Source organism: Streptomyces sp. NPDC052396, from assembly GCF_044593195.1.
In the GTDB taxonomy this organism is placed as follows: domain Bacteria; phylum Actinomycetota; class Actinomycetes; order Streptomycetales; family Streptomycetaceae; genus Streptomyces.
In genome coordinates, this window is record NZ_JBIUAW010000004.1 from 384,982 (window position 1) to 397,918 (window position 12,937).

Below are 12,937 nucleotides of genomic sequence, written 5' to 3' on the forward strand. Positions count from 1 at the left end.
GGGAGCAGAACCCCTCGTGGCCACCTTCCTCTACAAACTCGGCCGGCTCGCCTTCCGGCGCCGCTGGTACGCCGCCCTGATATGGGTGGTGCTGCTGGTCCTGGCCGGCACCGGCGCCGCCACGGCCTCCAAGTCCACCAACGACAGCTTCTCCATCCCGGGCACCGAGGCCCAGCACGCCTTCGATGTGCTGGCCGACCGCTACCCGGGCATGAAGGCCGACGCCGCCTCGGCGCGGATCGTCTTCAAGGCCCCGGACGGCCAGAAGATCACCGCCAAGCCCAACAAGGCCAAGGTGGAAAAGGTCGTCGGTGAGCTGACCGGCCCGCAGGTGGACCGCGCGGACAGCCCGTTTGTGTCCAAGACCATCAGCAAGGACGGCACCACCGCCTTCGCCCAGGTCACCTACAAGGTCAAGTCCAATGAGCTGACCGACGCCTCGCGCAAGACGCTCACCGACGCCCAGAAGCACGGCCAGGACTCCGGGCTGACCGTGGAGATGGGCGGCAGCGCCCTGCAGCAGATGCCGGCCGAGGGCAACACCGAGGTCATCGGCCTGGCCGTGTCCGCGGTCGTGCTGCTGATCACCTTCAGCTCGCTGGTGGCGGCCGGACTGCCGCTGCTCACCGCGATCATCGGCGTGGGCATCGGTGTCTCCTCCATCACCGCGCTCTCCGCCACCCTGGGCCTGTCCAGCACCACCTCCACCCTGGCCATGATGATCGGCCTCGCGGTGGGCATCGACTACGCGCTGTTCATCGTCTCCCGCTACCGGGCCGAGCTGGCCGAGGGCCGGGAGCGCGAGGAGGCGGCCGGACGGGCGGTCGGCACGGCCGGCTCCGCGGTGGTCTTCGCCGGTCTGACCGTGGTCATCGCCCTGGTCGGCCTGGCCGTGGTCAACATCCCGATGCTGACCCAGATGGGCGTGGCGGCCGCCGGCACCGTGGTCATCGCGGTGCTGATCGCCCTCACCCTGATCCCGGCGCTGCTGGGCATCGCGGGCCGCAAGGTGCTGGCCCGCAAGGTGCGCAAGGGCACCGCGGCGGACGCCGGCAAGCCCAATATGGGCACCCGCTGGGCCCGCTTCGTCCTGCGCCGTCCGCTGATGGTGCTGCTGGCCGGTGTGCTCGCCCTGGGCGCCCTGGCGGTGCCCGCCGCCTCGCTCCAGCTGGGGCTGCCGGACGACAGCGCACAGCCGGTGAAGACCACCCAGCGCAAGGCCTATGACCTGATCTCCGAGGGCTTCGGCCCCGGCTTCAACGGCCCGCTGCTGGTGGTCGTGGACGCGGGCAAGGGCCACCCGGTCAAGGACGCGGCGCAGACCGTGACCAAGACCCTGAACGGCATGGACGACATAGCCTCGGTCGGCCGGCCCATGCCCAATGGTCCCCATGGCGACACCGCGATGATCAATGTGGTGCCCAAGTCCAAGCCCAGCGGCACCGAGACCGAGGACCTGGTGCACGCCATCCGGGGCAAGGGCCGCTCGCTGAAGGCCGAGACCGGGGCGACGGTGCTGGTCACCGGCACCACGGCGATGAACATCGATGTCTCGCAGAAGCTGAACGACGCCCTGCTGCCCTATCTGGCGCTGGTGGTCGGACTGGCCTTCCTGCTGCTGATCGCGGTCTTCCGGTCGGTGGCGGTGCCGCTGAAGGCGGCCCTGGGCTTCCTGCTCTCCGTCCTGGCCGCGCTGGGCGCGGTGGTCGCGGTCTTCCAGTGGGGCTGGCTGAGCTCGGTGTTCGGGGTCGAGGAGACCGGGCCGATCATGAGCATGATGCCGATCTTCATGGTGGGCGTGGTCTTCGGTCTGGCCATGGACTACGAGGTCTTCCTGGTGACCCGGATGCGGGAGGCCTTTGTCCACGGCGAGGAGCCGGGCGAGGCCATCGTGACCGGCTTCCGGCATGGGGCCCGGGTGGTGACCGCTGCCGCGGTCATCATGATCAGCGTCTTCGCCGGGTTCATCGGCTCCTCGGAATCGATGATCAAGATGATTGGCTTCGGCCTGGCGGCGGCGGTCTTCCTGGACGCCTTTGTGGTGCGGATGGCCATCGTGCCGGCGGTGCTGGCGCTGCTGGGCCGGCGGGCCTGGTGGCTGCCCAAGTGGCTGGACCGGGTGCTGCCGAACGTCGACGTCGAGGGTGAGGGGCTGGCGGCCGCCGCGTCCTCGCCGGAGGCGCCGCGTCAGCCGGAGCCGGAGCCGGCGGGCGTCTGACCCGCCGCCGTGGGGCACGCGCCGCGGGCGCGTGCCCCGTGGGCGGCGGTGGGCAGGCGTGGGCAGCCGTAAAACGTGGCAAATCCCACCACACGGAACCGCCCCCCACCCAAACCACGTTTTCCAGGTCGAAGGAAGGGGCGACCCGTGAACCTGCTCGACCTGCTGCTGATCCTGATCGTGATCGGCTACGCCATATCCGGCTTCCGCCGTGGCCTGGTGGCCAGCGCCGTCCTGCTGGCCGGCTTCCTGGGCGGCGCCGTCATCGGCGTCTGGGTGCTGCCCACCGTGATCAAACACTTCGAGGCCGGCTCCTCCATGGCCGCCGTGGTCGCGGTGCTGGTCGTCCTGCTGCCCGCCGCCCTCGGGCACGCGCTGGCCGGGCGGCTGGCCTGGGAACTGCGCAGCCGGCTCACCTGGGCCCCGGTCCGCGGTGTGGACGGCGCCGGCGGCGCGGTCGTCAACGGGGTGGCCGTGCTGCTGGTCTCCTGGGTCGCCGCCAGCGTCCTGGTCTCGGCCAACTCCACCCTCCTCAGCCAGCAGATCAAGGACTCCCGGGTGCTGGGCGCGGTCCAGGACGCCATGCCGGAGCAGGCTCCCACCTGGTTCAGCCGCACCACCGACGCCCTGTCCGGGGCCGGGTTCCCCCAGGTCTTCAACCCCTTCGAGAACGAGCCCGCGACCAGTGTGGCCAAGCCCTCCGGCACCGCGTCCGCCGCCGCCACCGAGGCCGCCCGCCGCAGCGTGGTGAAGATCGAGGGAGTGGCGGACGTCGGCGAGGGCGAGCGCGGTCAGGAGGGCAGCGGCTTTGTCTACGCCCCCGAGCATGTGATGACCAACGCCCATGTGGTCGCCGGGGTGACCGAGCCGACCGTACGGGTCGGCGGCGTCGGCCGCCCGCACCGCGCCAAGGTGGTGCTCTTCGACCCCCGCACCGATGTGGCCGTGCTGGATGTCCCCGGGCTCGGCGCCCCGGTGCTGCCCTTCGACAAGAGCGCCAAGCGCGGCGACGCCGCCGTGGTGGCGGGCTTCCCGGAGAACGGCGGGCTGGATCTGCGCCCCGCCGTGGTGGCCACCGAGGTCCGCGCCAAGGGCCAGGACATCTACGGCGACGGTGTCACCACCCGCACCGTCTACTCGGTGCGCTCCACCGTCCGTCCCGGCAACTCCGGCGGGCCGCTGCTCAGCCCCGCCGGCCGGGTCTACGGCGTGGTCTTCGCCCGCTCCACCGCCAACACCGAGACCGGCTACGCGCTGACCGCCCGGCAGGTGGCGGCGGACGCCCAGCGGGCCGCCACCGCCACCACCCCGGTGGACACCGGCAGCCGCGCGGCGCTGTAACGCGGGGTACCCCCGCCCCAGGCCGCCGGGGGCCGCCATGCACCATGGAATGGCATATACAACCAACTGGCACGGCGGGAGCGGATCAACAGTGATGGACGTCCAAGGCACGGTGGCGGCCGGCTATGAGCCGCTCAGGGACGCCTTCGCCGAGAACTTCGCCCGGCGCGGCGAGCGCGGCGCGGCCGTGGCCGTCTACCGCGACGGCCACCAGGTCGCCCATCTGTGGGCCGGCACCAGGGATGTGGACGGCGACGCCCCCTGGCAGGCCGGCACCGCCCAGATCGTGCGCTCCGCCACCAAGGGCGTGGCCGCCGCGGTTCCGCTGCTGCTGCACCAGCGCGGACTGGTCGACCTGGACGCCCCGGTGGGCACCTACTGGCCCGAGTACAAGGCGGCCGGCAAGGAGCGCACCCTGGTGCGGCACCTGCTCTCGCACCGCGCGGGCGTGCCCGTCCTGGACACCCCGCTCACCCCGGAGCAGGCCCTGGACCCGGCGGCCGGCGCCGACGCGGTGGCCGCCCAGGCGCCCGCCTGGGAACCGGGCACCGAGCACGGCTACCACGCCCAGACCTACAGCTGGCTGATCGGCGAGCTGGTGCGCCGGGTGACCGGCCGGGGCATCGGTGACTGGCTGGCCGAGGAGGTGGCCGGCCCGCTCGGCCTGGACCTGTGGATAGGACTGCCGGACGCCGAGCGGCACCGGGTGGGGCGGGTCGGCGAGGTCGAGGCCCCCGCCGCGGCCACCCCCGGCCTGCGGGTCCGGCCCAAGAAGTCGGTGGCCGATGCCTACCACGACCCCGGCTCGCTGACCCGGCGCGCCTTTGGCGTCATCGATCCGCCCGTGGACGAGAACGACCCCGCCTACCGGGCCGCCCAGCTGCCCGCCACGGCGGGCATCGCCACCGCCCGGGGGCTGGCCCGTTTCTACGCCTCCCTGATCGGCGGCCTCGATGGCGGCCGGCGGCTGTTCGCCCCGGCCACGCTCACCCTGGCGCGTACCGAGGAGTCCGCCGGTCCGGACCGGGTCCTGATCTCGCCGACCCGGTTCGGCCTGGGCTACATGCTGCACGGGGCGGCCTCGCCGCTGCTGGCGCCCGGCTCCTTCGGCCACCCCGGCCGGGGCGGCTCGCTGGCCTTCGCCGACCCGGAGTCGGGGATCGCCTTCGGCTATGTGACCAACGGGCTGCAGCGGAACATCACCGCCGACCCCCGGGCCCAGGCCCTGGTGCGCGCGGTTGCCGGTGTGATCGGGGGGTAGGGGGCTCCCCGTTGGTGACGGTCCCGGCCGGGTGGGGGTTCCCGTGGTGCGACGGTTCGACGGCTATGCGGTACTGATCACCGGTGCCGGGCGCGGCATCGGGGAGGCCACGGCACGGCGGCTGGCCGGCGAGGGGGCGCGGGTGCTGGTTACCGATGCCGACGCCGAGCGGGCCGAGCGGGCGGCCGCCGCCATGCGGGCCGAGGAGCTGGCGGTGGAGTCCCGGCCCTGTGATGTGACGGACCGGGCGGCGGTCGAGGCGGCCGTGGCACAGGCCGTATCGCTGTTCGGCCGGCTGGATGTGCTGGTCAACAACGCGGCCTCCTGTCACCCCGATCCGCCGCTGGTCGAGGACTACCCGGACGAGGTCTGGGCCCGGGACCTGGACATCACCCTGGGCGGGGCGCTGCGCTGTGTACGGGCCGCGATGCCGCACCTGGCGGCGGCCGGCGGCCGGGGCTCGGTGGTCAACATCGGCTCGGTCAACGGCGAACAGGATTTCGGCAACCACGCCTACAGCGCCGCCAAGGCGGGCCTGGCGAGCCTGACCCGCACCCTGGCCGGGCAGTGCGCCGGGCGGGGCGTGCGGGTGAACCTCATCGCGCCGGGCACGGTGCGCACGCCCAACTGGGCGGGCTGGGAAGAGTCATTGGAGCGGGCGGCCCCGCTGTATCCGCTGGGGCGGGTGGGGCGGCCGGAGGACATCGCGGCGGCGGTGGCGTACCTGGCCTCCACGGACGCGGCCTGGGTCACCGGGGTGACGCTGCCGGTGGACGGCGGGATCCTGGTGGGCAACGTGGCGTTGCGGCGCGCCTTGCACAGGGGGTGACGGTTGCGCCGGGTCCGGCGGCCGCCGCGAACGGCCGATCGCCCGGCGCCCCGCCCAACTCGCCGGGCCCCGGCCGATGGGCCGATGGCGGCGGATCGCACCCGCCTCGGTGTCCAGCCGCCTCGCGGGCCGGCGGCAGCCGGCCACCGGGTCGCACCCGGCGGCGAACCCCCGGCCCCCGCAGCCGGTCAACTCGTATGCAGCATCAGCCCGATGCCCACCACCATCAGCCCCGCCGCCGCCACCCGCGGCGCTCCGAACCGTTCTTTCAGCACCACCGTGCCGATCGCGGCGCCCACGATGATGGAGGACTCCCGCAGTGCGGCGATGGGGGCCAGTTCCGCCTTGGTCTGGGCCCACAGCACCAGGCCGTAGGCGAACATGGACAGCACCCCGCCCAGCAGCCCGCGCACTGCGAACGGGCGGACGTCCGGCAGGAAGCGGGACCGGCGCGCGGTCAGTACCCACAGCGGGATGGGCAGCCCCTCCAGGACCATCAGCCAGGCGATATAGCCCAGCGAGGAGCCGGCGGCCCGCACCCCCAGCCCGTCCACCACCGAATACCCGGCGATGGACAGGCCGGTGGCCACCGCGGCGCCGACGGCCGCCCAGTGCGGCCGGGCGCCCGAGCCGCGGATGCCCCAAAGGGCCAGGCCCACCAGGCCGGTTGAGGCCACCGCCACTCCGGCGAGCTGCCAGTCGTCCGGCAGCTCGCCGGCGAAGACGGCGGCCAGCACGGTAACCACCAGGGGTGCGGTGCCCCGGGCGATGGGATACATCTGGCCGAAGTCGCCCAGGGTGAACGACCGCATCAGCAGGGCCTGGTAGGCCAGGTGCAGCAGCACCGAGGCCAGCAGATACGGCCAGGCCCCGCCGGCCGGCACCGGGGTGAACGGCAGCAGTGCCAGCCCACAGGCCGCACCACCCCCGCCCACCAGGGTGAAGGCCACCGCCTGGTCCCGGATGCCATGGGCGATGGCGTTCCAGCTGGCATGGGTGACGGCGGCGATGAGAACGGCGAGGGCGACCAGCGGAGTCATGGTCCCCGACGCTAACGCCGCCCCGCCCGGCGCGGTGTTGTCCGCGTCACTGCGGTCGGCCCGGTCACTCCGCCGCCAGCACCGCCCGTACCACCGGACCCGCCGAATCGCCGCCGTGCCCGCCCTGTGGAACCACCGCGGCGGCCGCCAGATCGTTGCGGTAACCGGCGAACCACCCATTGGGCAGCGTCTGGTTGTCCATCTCGGCCGAGCCGGTCTTGGCGCCGATGTCCCCGCTCAGCCCGGCCATCGCCTTGGCGGCGGTGCCCCGGGCGGCCGTGAGGCGCATCATCGACTTCAACTGCCGTACCACCGCCTCCGGGAGGGAGCGCGTGGCCGAGGCCGTCCGGAGCCCCATGGCGCCGGGGTCCACCAGATGCGGCTGACGGAAGGTGCCGGTGATCGCGGTGGCGGCGACCGAGGCCATGGTCAGCGGATTCATCTGCACCTGGCCCTGCCCGATCATCGCGGCGGCCTTGCCCGCCCCGCTGTCGGCCGGCACGCTGCCGTCGTAAGTCGTGGCCCCCGTCTGCCAGTTGAGGCCGATCCCGAAGACCTCCCGGGCCTCGGCGCTCAGCTCGCCGTCGGATATTCGCCCGGCGAGCGAGATAAAGGCGGTGTTGCAGGAGGCCGCGAAGTCCTGGGCGAAGGTGGCGCCCGGGTTCTCGCCCTCCTCCACATTGTGGAAACGCATGCCATAGGTGGCGAACTTCGGGCAGGGCAGCGGCAGTTCCGGACGGGCGTGGCCCCGTTCCAGCAGCAGCGCCGAGGTGACGATCTTCATGGTGGAGCCGGGCGCGGTACGGCCCAGCAGCGCCGCGTTGAACCCGTCCTTGCGGGCCCCGGTGTCGGCCACCGCCAGGATCTCCCCGGTGCTGGGCCGCACCGCCACCACCGAGGCGTCCGGCCGCCGGCTCACCGCCTCCTCGGCGGCCCGCTGCATCCCCGCGTCCAGGGTGGTGCGCAGGGTGGCGGCCGCCCCCTTGGAGACCACATGCAGGGTCTTGCCCGCCTTGGCGGCGGGAGCGGCACCGGCGCCGCCGGCCGGCTCGGCGCGTACCTCGACGCCCTTCTCGCCACTGGCCTTGTCGCCGAAGCGCCGGCTCAGCTCGGGCAGGACCGCGGCCAGCGAGGGGTAGACCTTGGGATCCAGCGCCTTGCCGTTGCGGTCCACGGCGGTGATCGTGGCCGGTGCGGCATCGGCCGTCCTGAGCGTCTCGCCCTTGGCCAGCTTGGGGTGGACCACGGAGGGCTGCCAGGCGACCACCGCATGGCCGTCGCCGGGCCGCCGGACCACGGCGAGCGAGGAGTCATAGCGCCAGGTGGAGGACCGGTTGTGGAAGGCGACCTCGGCGGTGACCGCGAACGGCACCTGGCTGCCCTGGACGGCGCCCGGGGTGAAGCCGACCCTGCCGACATGGGCGCTCTCCCGGTAGCCGGTGAGCGCGGCCGAGGCGGCGGCGGAGTCGTCGGTCAGCGCGGCCGCCTCCGCCGTCCGGCCCGCCGACCAGGCCGCCAGGAAGTCATGCGCGGTGGTCTCCACCTCGGATCTGCTCGGCGGCCCGGTGGGCACCGGTCTCGCCTCCGCCCCCGAGGAGCCTCCGGTCAGCCAGTAGACGCCCGCTCCGGCCCCGCCCAGCACCGCCGCGGCCGCCACACCGACGGCGATCTTCGCGCCCTTGCCCATGGTCCGTCCCCTCCCCGTCCCGCCCGAGCGGGACAACGTATGCGCTCCGGCACACTACGTGACCACACTGACAAGGGGCCTGCCGGGCCGGGCCGGGGCGGCGAACTTCCGGCCAGAGGGGGGAAGTTGATCAGATCCAGCTGTCGAACCACATCCGGTTCCGCCAGGCGTCCATGGGAATCGCCTGCCCGGTGTAGAGCGGGAAGAAGTAGATAAAGTTCCAGGCGATCAGCAGCATCAGCGCTCCCGCGCCCACGATGCCGGCCACCCGCCGCCGCTCCGTCGATCCCGGCGGGCCCAGGATCCCCCCGATCATCATGGCCACCGCCAGACACAGGAAGGGCACGAACACCACCGCGTAGAAGACGAAGATGGTGCGCTCCTGCCAGTAGAACCAGGGCAGATAACCGGCCGCGGTGGCGCACAGGATGGCGCCGGCCCGCCAGTCGCGGCGCAGCACCCACCGGCAGAGCAGATAGACCAGCGCGAAGCAGGCGGCCCACCACAGCAGCGGGGTGCCCAGAGCCAGTACCTCGCGGGCGCACTTCTCATGGACGTCCTTGGGGCAGCCGTCCACGCCGGCCCCGGGGGACTCGTAGAAGTAGGAGACCGGGCGGCCCTGGACCAGCCAGCTCCAGGGGTTGGACTGGTAGGTGTGCGGCGAGGAGAGATGGGTGTTGAACTTCCACACCTCGTGCTCGTAGTGCCACAGGCTGGCCAGGGGGTTGATGATGCCGGAGAGGAAGCCGTGGCTGCTGTAGCCGCCCTCGGTCTCCGCCCAGTGCCGGAAGTAGCCGCTGTGCTGCCAGCCCTGGGCCGGACTGTAGGTGCCGCTGTTGAGGAACCAGCCGGTCCAGGAGGCCAGATAGACCGCCACCGCCACCGGCACCGTGCTGAGGAAGGCCCAGGGCGCGTCCCGGCGCAGCATGGCCTGCCAGGGGTGCCGGGCGCCGGCCACCCGGCGGGAGCCGACGTCCCACAGCACGATCAGCACCCCGAAGAACGCCAGATAGACCGCGCCGTTCCACTTGGTGGCGCAGGCCAGGCCAAGGAACACGCCGGCCGCGATCCGCCAGGGCCGCAGGCCCAGGCCCAGCCGTTCGCCGATGCCGGCGTCCGGCCTGGCCTCGCCCTCGTCGGTCAGCGGGAGGGCGTCCGCCAGCCGGGCGCGTGCCTTGTCCCGGTCGACCAGCAGACAGCCGAAGGCGGCCAGCACGAAGAACATCAGCACCGAGTCCAGCAGCGAAGTGCGGCTCATGACGAAGTGCAGCCCGTCCAGGCTCAGCAGCGCGCCGGCCACACAGCCCAGGAAGGTGGAGCGGAACAGCCGCCGCCCGATCCGGCAGAGCATCAGCACGGACAGGGTGCCCAGCAGGGCGACCATAAAGCGCCAGCCGAAAGGGTTCAGCCCGTAGATCCACTCACCGAAGCCGATGACCCACTTGCCGGCCGGCGGGTGCACCACATAGGACGGAGCGTCGGGGACCTGGTGGAAGCCCTCGATGATCCGCTTGTTGAGGTCGGGGTCGTCCGACCACTTGGCCTCGTAGCCGTACTTCCACAGCGCCCAGGCGTCCTTGGCGTAGTACGTCTCGTCGAATATCACCGCGTTGGGGCTGCCCAGGTTCCAGAACCGGGTCAGTCCGGCGATCAGCGCCACCAGCAGCGGCCCGGCCCAGCCCATGGACCTGGCCAGCAGCCGGGCGGTGCCCGGGCTCGCCCCCAGCACCGTCCATACCCCGGTGCCCGGCTCCGGATAGGGCGGCACCAGCCGCTCGCGTACGCCGGGCCCGGCCGGAGCCACCGGCCCGAAACGGCGCAGCCGGGCCTGCCAGGAGGGGCGCTGCCGGTCCGCCGTGCGGCCCTGCCGGTCTTGCGTCGCGGTGTCACTGGTCACCGCGCCATCGTAGGGAACGGTCCGGTGCGAGTCCCGGGGACCGCGCGCGGCCCTGCGAGGATGGGGGCGTGACTGGAACGCTCGTACTCGCAGGAACCCCCATCGGCGATGTGGCCGACGCCCCGCCCCGGCTGGCCGCCGAACTGGCCGCCGCCGAGCTGATCGCCGCCGAGGACACCCGGCGGCTGCGCCGGCTGACCCAGGCGCTGGGGGTGCACACCACCGGCCGGGTGGTCTCCTACTTCGAGGCCAATGAGTCGGCCCGTACCCCCGAGCTGGTCGAGGCGCTGGCCGGCGGGGCGCGGGTGCTGCTGGTCACCGACGCCGGGATGCCCTCGGTCTCCGACCCCGGCTACCGCCTGGTGGCCGCCGCGGTGGAGCGGGGCGTCAAGGTCACCGCGGTGCCCGGCCCGTCCGCGGTGCTCACCGCGCTCGCGGTCTCCGGACTGCCGGTGGACCGGTTCTGCTTCGAGGGCTTCCCGCCGCGCAAGCAGGGCGAGCGGCTGGCCCGGCTGCGGGAGGTCGCCGGGGACCGCCGGACCCTGGTCTACTTCGAGGCGCCGCACCGGCTGGACGCCACCCTGGCCGCCATGGCCGAGGTCTTCGGCGCGGACCGCCGGGCGGCCGTGTGCCGGGAGCTGACCAAGACCTATGAGGAGGTCAAGCGCGGCCCGCTGGGTGAGCTGGCGGCCTGGGCGGCCGAGGGTGTGCGCGGCGAGATCACCATCGTGGTGGAGGGTGCCGCCGAGCGCGGCCCCGAGGAGGCCGACCCGGCCGAGCTGGTGCGCCGGGTACGGGCCCGGGAGGAAGCGGGCGAACGCCGCAAGGAGGCCATCGCGGCAGTGGCGGCGGCGGCCGGTTTGCCCAAGAGGCAGGTGTTTGATGCGGTGGTGGCCGCAAAAAATGCTGAAGGCACCGCTTCGCCGTAGAGTAAAGGGCTGTCACCAAAAGCAAAGATCAGCCCCCGACAGCGGCCCCTTCGGGCATGAAGCCGTTAAGTTTGCCCCAATTCGCGGGATGAGCTGCTGCGTCGGCGCCGGGATGGGCGTTCCCTGGAAGCAGGGACGTCCGAGGTTTTCCGGAACCAGTCCAGAGGACACCGGCAACGGTGTCCGGCGGACTTAAGGAGCTGCCATGAGCGAGACCGCGGGAACCAGCGGTGCGGAGCCCAAGGCCACGCCGCACACGGTGACCGGACCGCGTGCGACGCTGCCGCCGGTGACACACGAGACCGCCCAGGAAACCGTCCACGAGTCCTATGCCTTCGCCTGCATGCGGTGCGGGCACGCCTGGGAGCAGGCGTACTCCATAGAGCACCATGTGGACGCCAAGGGCCGGCCCTTCGTGATCTATTACGCGGACGGCGTCCGCGTGCCGTCTCCCATCTCCCACCCCTCCTGCGCCAACTGCGGGGCCCATGTGGTGCGGATCATGCGCCCGGGCCGGGTGTCCCAGGTCGCCGACGCCCTGCACCTCGCCTCGCGCTCGGTGATCCCGGCCACCCAGCAGTCCCCGGCCGGGCCGGTCGGCTATGGCGCCGGCTACCGCGAGCCCCGGCATCCCGACGGGGTGCAGCACCACTGGCACTGGCACTTCCCGCACCTCTCGGATCTGCTGCGGCCCTTCCAGCACCACCGCAAGTGATCCGAGCGCTCCCGGAGGGTCTCTAGAATTCCGGGCATGGCGGCTACCACGACCCAGGACAACGGCGGCGAGCGCAAGCGGATCGACAAGGACGCCCCTCCTCCGCTCCCCGCGCCCCTGAATGTCCCGGTCGCCGACTCCCATACGCATCTCGACATGCAGGGGACGACGGTCCGGGAAGCCCTGGACAAGGCCGCCGGCGTAGGCGTCACCACCGTGATCCAGGTCGGCTGTGACCTGGCCGGTTCCCGCTGGGCGGCGGAGACCGCCGCGGCGTACGGGCCCGTCTGGGCAGCGGTGGCGCTGCATCCCAATGAAGCCCCACGGATCGTCCATGGCGACCCCGACGGCTGGTCGCGCCAGGGTGTCCGCGTGCCCGGCGGCGAGGCCGCCCTGGACGAGGCCCTGGCGGAGATAGACGCGCTGGCCGCGCTGGACCAGGTGCGCGGGGTCGGCGAGACCGGCCTGGACTACTTCCGCACCGGCCCGGAGGGCATGGCCGCACAGGAGCGTTCCTTCCGCCGCCATATCGACATCGCCAAGCGGCACCGCAAGGCCCTGGTGATCCATGACCGGGACGCGCACGAGGATGTGCTGCGGGTGCTGGCCGAGGAAGGTGCCCCCGAGACGGTGGTTTTCCACTGCTACTCGGGTGACGCGGAGATGGCGAAGATCTGTGCGGAGGAGGGCTACTACCTCTCCTTCGCCGGCAATGTCACCTTCAAGAACGCCCAGCCGCTGCGGGACGCCCTGGCGGTGGCCCCGCTGGACCGGATTCTGGTGGAGACCGACGCCCCGTTCCTGACGCCGGCGCCGTATCGCGGGCGGCCCAATGCGCCCTATCTGATTCCGGTCACTTTGCGTGCCATGGCCGCCGTACGGGGGCTGGACGAGGACGCGCTGGCCACGGCGGTCGCCGCAAATACCGCACGGGCGTTCGGCTACTAACTCTTGGATCGCGACACAGTGTGACTATCGCACTTTGGAGCGTGGCCAAAGCTCCGCTACAGTCCTGGCCCG

The 12,937-nt window shown here is 72.5% G+C and carries 10 protein-coding genes; 7 read left to right on the forward strand and 3 right to left on the reverse strand.

What is annotated here, in order from left to right:
- The first annotated feature begins 16 nt into the window (after nt 1-16).
- The 4 genes from ACIHFE_RS13135 to ACIHFE_RS13150 all read left to right on the forward strand — a co-directional run bounded on the left by ACIHFE_RS13135 (nt 17) and on the right by ACIHFE_RS13150 (nt 5,649).
- Nucleotides 17-2,218 (forward strand): MMPL family transporter, encoded by a 2,202-nt coding sequence (locus ACIHFE_RS13135; RefSeq protein WP_400105928.1) that lies wholly within the window; start codon nt 17-19, stop codon nt 2,216-2,218.
- Nucleotides 2,219-2,365: 147 nt separating this feature from the next.
- Nucleotides 2,366-3,559: a MarP family serine protease gene (locus tag ACIHFE_RS13140; RefSeq protein ID WP_400105929.1), complete on the forward strand. Its 1,194-nt coding sequence runs from the start codon at nt 2,366-2,368 to the stop codon at nt 3,557-3,559.
- Between the two features lie 94 nt (nt 3,560-3,653).
- Nucleotides 3,654-4,820 (forward strand): serine hydrolase domain-containing protein, encoded by a 1,167-nt coding sequence (locus ACIHFE_RS13145; protein WP_400105930.1) that lies wholly within the window; start codon nt 3,654-3,656, stop codon nt 4,818-4,820.
- A gap of 46 nt (nt 4,821-4,866) precedes the next feature.
- Nucleotides 4,867-5,649, forward strand: a complete 783-nt coding sequence (locus tag ACIHFE_RS13150) for an SDR family NAD(P)-dependent oxidoreductase (RefSeq protein ID WP_400105931.1) — start codon at nt 4,867-4,869, stop codon at nt 5,647-5,649.
- 188 nt (nt 5,650-5,837) lie between these two features.
- Here ACIHFE_RS13150 and ACIHFE_RS13155 read toward each other — a convergent pair whose 3' ends face one another.
- The 3 genes from ACIHFE_RS13155 to ACIHFE_RS13165 form a co-directional block, all read right to left on the reverse strand.
- Nucleotides 5,838-6,689, reverse strand: coding sequence for an EamA family transporter (locus ACIHFE_RS13155; protein ID WP_400105932.1), 852 nt, complete (start codon nt 6,687-6,689; stop codon nt 5,838-5,840).
- A gap of 64 nt (nt 6,690-6,753) precedes the next feature.
- On the reverse strand, nt 6,754-8,376 hold the full coding sequence (locus ACIHFE_RS13160; RefSeq protein WP_400105933.1) for a penicillin-binding transpeptidase domain-containing protein: 1,623 nt from the start codon (nt 8,374-8,376) through the stop codon (nt 6,754-6,756).
- A gap of 130 nt (nt 8,377-8,506) precedes the next feature.
- Nucleotides 8,507-10,273, reverse strand: a complete 1,767-nt coding sequence (locus ACIHFE_RS13165) for a dolichyl-phosphate-mannose--protein mannosyltransferase (protein ID WP_400105934.1) — start codon at nt 10,271-10,273, stop codon at nt 8,507-8,509.
- A gap of 68 nt (nt 10,274-10,341) precedes the next feature.
- On the opposite strand from ACIHFE_RS13165, the gene rsmI reads away from it, so the two are divergent.
- The 3 genes from rsmI (at nt 10,342) to ACIHFE_RS13180 (ending at nt 12,865) form a co-directional block, all read left to right on the forward strand.
- Nucleotides 10,342-11,202, forward strand: a complete 861-nt coding sequence (gene rsmI, locus ACIHFE_RS13170) for a 16S rRNA (cytidine(1402)-2'-O)-methyltransferase (protein ID WP_400105935.1) — start codon at nt 10,342-10,344, stop codon at nt 11,200-11,202.
- Nucleotides 11,203-11,407: 205 nt separating this feature from the next.
- A complete protein-coding gene (locus ACIHFE_RS13175; RefSeq protein WP_400105936.1) occupies nt 11,408-11,917 on the forward strand; it encodes a hypothetical protein in 510 nt (169 codons plus the stop codon).
- 36 nt (nt 11,918-11,953) lie between these two features.
- Nucleotides 11,954-12,865, forward strand: coding sequence for a TatD family hydrolase (locus tag ACIHFE_RS13180; RefSeq protein ID WP_400105937.1), 912 nt, complete (start codon nt 11,954-11,956; stop codon nt 12,863-12,865).
- Nucleotides 12,866-12,937 lie beyond the last annotated feature (72 nt).

Coding starts and splice junctions, on each gene's coding strand:
- ACIHFE_RS13145 (WP_400105930.1), top strand. CDS start 3,654: ATGGACGTCCAAGGCACGGTGGCGGCCGGCTATGAGCCGCTCAGGGAC.
- ACIHFE_RS13155 (WP_400105932.1), bottom strand. CDS start 6,689: ATGACTCCGCTGGTCGCCCTCGCCGTTCTCATCGCCGCCGTCACCCAT.
- ACIHFE_RS13160 (WP_400105933.1), bottom strand. CDS start 8,376: ATGGGCAAGGGCGCGAAGATCGCCGTCGGTGTGGCGGCCGCGGCGGTG.
- ACIHFE_RS13175 (WP_400105936.1), top strand. CDS start 11,408: ATGAGCGAGACCGCGGGAACCAGCGGTGCGGAGCCCAAGGCCACGCCG.
- ACIHFE_RS13180 (WP_400105937.1), top strand. CDS start 11,954: ATGGCGGCTACCACGACCCAGGACAACGGCGGCGAGCGCAAGCGGATC.